Source organism: Leucobacter sp. MMO-125 (genome assembly GCF_037148395.1).
In the GTDB taxonomy this organism is placed as follows: Bacteria; Actinomycetota; Actinomycetes; order Actinomycetales; family Microbacteriaceae; genus Leucobacter.
Genome location: NZ_JBBCTL010000007.1, coordinates 1 through 2,422, shown reverse-complemented (window position 1 = coordinate 2,422; position 2,422 = coordinate 1). Strand labels below are relative to the sequence as shown.

General features: G+C 58.5%; 5 protein-coding genes. All 5 read right to left on the bottom strand.

Features of this window, described 5'->3' with window-relative positions; genetic code table 11:
* Nucleotides 1–63 precede the first annotated feature (63 nt).
* The 5 genes from WFI54_RS12720 to WFI54_RS12700 all read right to left on the bottom strand — a co-directional run bounded on the left by WFI54_RS12720 (nucleotide 64) and on the right by WFI54_RS12700 (nucleotide 2,241).
* Nucleotides 64–510, bottom strand: a complete 447-nt coding sequence (locus WFI54_RS12720; protein ID WP_336653180.1) for a hypothetical protein — start codon at nucleotides 508–510, stop codon at nucleotides 64–66.
* Nucleotides 497–1,003 (bottom strand): hypothetical protein, encoded by a 507-nt coding sequence (locus WFI54_RS12715; protein WP_336653179.1) that lies wholly within the window; start codon nucleotides 1,001–1,003, stop codon nucleotides 497–499. The genes WFI54_RS12720 and WFI54_RS12715 overlap by 14 nt, the downstream gene beginning before the upstream one ends.
* Entirely contained in the window at nucleotides 987–1,406 is a 420-nt protein-coding gene (locus WFI54_RS12710) for a hypothetical protein (RefSeq protein ID WP_336653178.1), read from the bottom strand. The genes WFI54_RS12715 and WFI54_RS12710 overlap by 17 nt, the downstream gene beginning before the upstream one ends.
* 215 nt (nucleotides 1,407–1,621) lie before the next feature.
* Nucleotides 1,622–1,948, bottom strand: a complete 327-nt coding sequence (locus tag WFI54_RS12705; protein WP_336653177.1) for a hypothetical protein — start codon at nucleotides 1,946–1,948, stop codon at nucleotides 1,622–1,624.
* Nucleotides 1,949–1,956: 8 nt separating this feature from the next.
* On the bottom strand, nucleotides 1,957–2,241 hold the full coding sequence (locus WFI54_RS12700) for a hypothetical protein (RefSeq protein WP_336653176.1): 285 nt from the start codon (nucleotides 2,239–2,241) through the stop codon (nucleotides 1,957–1,959).
* Nucleotides 2,242–2,422: the final 181 nt, after the last annotated feature.

Sequence of the window (2,422 nt, the reverse complement as noted above, 5' to 3'; positions counted from 1 at the left end):
CACGAAAAGTGCCCCCGCCGCTCCGAAGAGCAGCGGGGGCGCAGAAGTAAGTGTGCTGTCTGCCTAATCGCCTTCAACTATCAGATCAGAGTCCCACCGAAGCGGCAAAGAGACGTGCTCACCAATTAGCTCATACCCTAGTGCTTGGAGTTTCTGGAGATGATAAGGATGCAATAGTTCAAAGGCGTGGTCCTTTGTGGGTTCCAAAGCGCCAGATTCGGCATCCTCGGAGGAAAGTTCGCGATTGCTAGCGAAGGTGGCCCGGTAGACGGTTGCTATCCGGACGAAGTGCCCGTCCTCACCTTCAGCGTCTCCGTCGTAAAGATCACAGACGTACTTGATCCCGATCTGGACTTCGTTGCCGTTCTCCGCGTATCTCGATGTGTCAACCGACATGTCGATCTTTGCCTTGGCACGCTTGGGCTTCTTTGAGAAGAACCGCTCCGCGTTCACCGAAAGCAGCGCGACTTCGGTCGGCTCAAACAGAAGGCCTGCTTTAGAATTCGGCATAGATCTCAGATTTCCGGTTGGGATTGACTGCGGGAGCGCTGTCGGGCTTGATCACAAAACTCGGGCTTTGATGCAACCGTCCGATATATGTCTTCTCGATGATCGGGAAACCATCATCGTGGCTTTCCAGTGTGAGCCTCCGAACTGCGCCGTCGCTTTCCGCGTAAACCCGGATGTTAACCCATGGCCCGGGCCGATGTGACGCCGACTCATCCTTGAAAGAGAAGCTCACTTCCCTCCCGAGCGCCTTTAGATAGCGAGCAAACGTGGAGATCAAGAGGTCAGATTCGCCGGAGATCACCTCTCTGACTCGCTCGACACTGACATGGAGCGCTTGAGCGAGCGACTCGACCGAAGCTTCGCTACCACGGAACGCCCGCTGCAGTTTTTCCGTTGCATCTTCGACTAGGTCTGCCGCGGCCACCTCTCGCGCATGGAATGGGTCCTCTGTGATCAGGTCAATGAAAGAGGCCGATTCAATCTGCTTGGTCATGAGCGATATCCTCTCTTCTCACCTGTTTGCACTTCTCAAGGTCCTCAGGGAGAGTCTGAGCCGAAACCTTTTCGAATGAATACCCGAGCCGAACATCTTCTTCGAGATCTTCCGGAAGCGCGCATGCACGACTATTGTCCCACTCGGTATACCAAACTCCAGCCTTCGGGGTGAAGCGGCCGTTGCCATCTGTGTCATAGAAACTAATCCTGACTACATCATGTTTGAACTCGAAAAGACCGTCCTCGAGTTCATTGAAGTCTGTGCGACTGAGGGGCCGCCCATCTCCAAATCGTCTTATCTTAGCAATCAGGCGATGGAAAATGTTGATCTGAGCTTCATCCGGCAACTCCATTCCAGTCAGAGGAAGCATCTTGCGTTGAAGCAGCCGCAAGTATTCCATGGCTGGCTGGCTCATTCCGTCCGCAGTGAGGGCAGCGCGGATGACGTGTCTAGTTCCGTGGTGGACTAGCGTCCTCGTTACATCACCCAATATGGCCCTTATCGCGGTCTTCAAGCGCTATCGAAAATCGAGTCTTGTCGCAGCTTACATCAACCTAGGAACGTCAGTTTGATTCCCCAGCTCGCTTAGAGAGCGCGCCCAAGGGGGGCAACTCCCTAGAGCTGCTTCGCGTAGCGGGGTACGTAGTGCGGGCGGGCGTCGGATCCGAGCATGATGCGCTCGACGGCCGGCCAGCGATCACCAAGCCACTGCGCGAGCCGCTGGTAGACGAGGATCACGAGCGCGATCACGAGCGCCTGCAGCAGCGCGAGCGCCGGCACCGACACAATGCCAGCCTCCGCGATCACGCCATCGACCCACGCGAGCGCGACGGCCAGCGCCGGGATCTGTGCGACGAGGCGGGCGACTAGCACAGCGACCAGCGCTGCCATGATCGTGCGACGGTCCTGATTCTTGCGATCGGTCTTGGTCTGGGTGGTCATGTGGTCTCCTATTCGATGTATCCGGGTGGCGGGACCGGGGGCGGGGGCGGGGAGCCCTGGTAGATGTGGGCCCGCAGCTCAGCAACGTGCTGACGGGACGCGGCCTTGTCTGTCCACATGCGCGACAGGCGAGCATCACCCGCGGCCCGTTCCTCACGGAGCTGCTCGACGTAGGTGGCGCGCTCTTCCTGGAGCTGATCGATGAGCACCTGCGTGTCCTCGCGCCGTTTACCACGTGCGGTGAGGACGCCGACGAGGATCCCTCCGACGGCGGTGATAGATGCTGTGATCACGGTGCTCCAATCGACCTCAAGAAGAGGGGACGGTGCTGTCATTCGCGCCTCCGCTTCGTGAGCCTGCGCAGGACCAGGTGCGCTCCGAGCGTGGCCCCGGCACCCGCAAGCGCGAGGCCGAGACCGATGAAGAGGACCGCAGTTGTTGGCATCATGCGTACTTCGCCTTGAGCTCAAGCCA

What these genes read in the sequence shown, in the direction of transcription:
- WFI54_RS12720 (WP_336653180.1), bottom strand. Translation starts at nt 510, where the DNA reads ATGCCGAATTCTAAAGCAGGCCTTCTGTTTGAGCCGACCGAAGTCGCG.
- WFI54_RS12715 (WP_336653179.1), bottom strand. Translation starts at nt 1,003, where the DNA reads ATGACCAAGCAGATTGAATCGGCCTCTTTCATTGACCTGATCACAGAG.
- WFI54_RS12710 (WP_336653178.1), bottom strand. Translation starts at nt 1,406, where the DNA reads ATGGAATACTTGCGGCTGCTTCAACGCAAGATGCTTCCTCTGACTGGA.
- WFI54_RS12705 (WP_336653177.1), bottom strand. Translation starts at nt 1,948, where the DNA reads ATGACCACCCAGACCAAGACCGATCGCAAGAATCAGGACCGTCGCACG.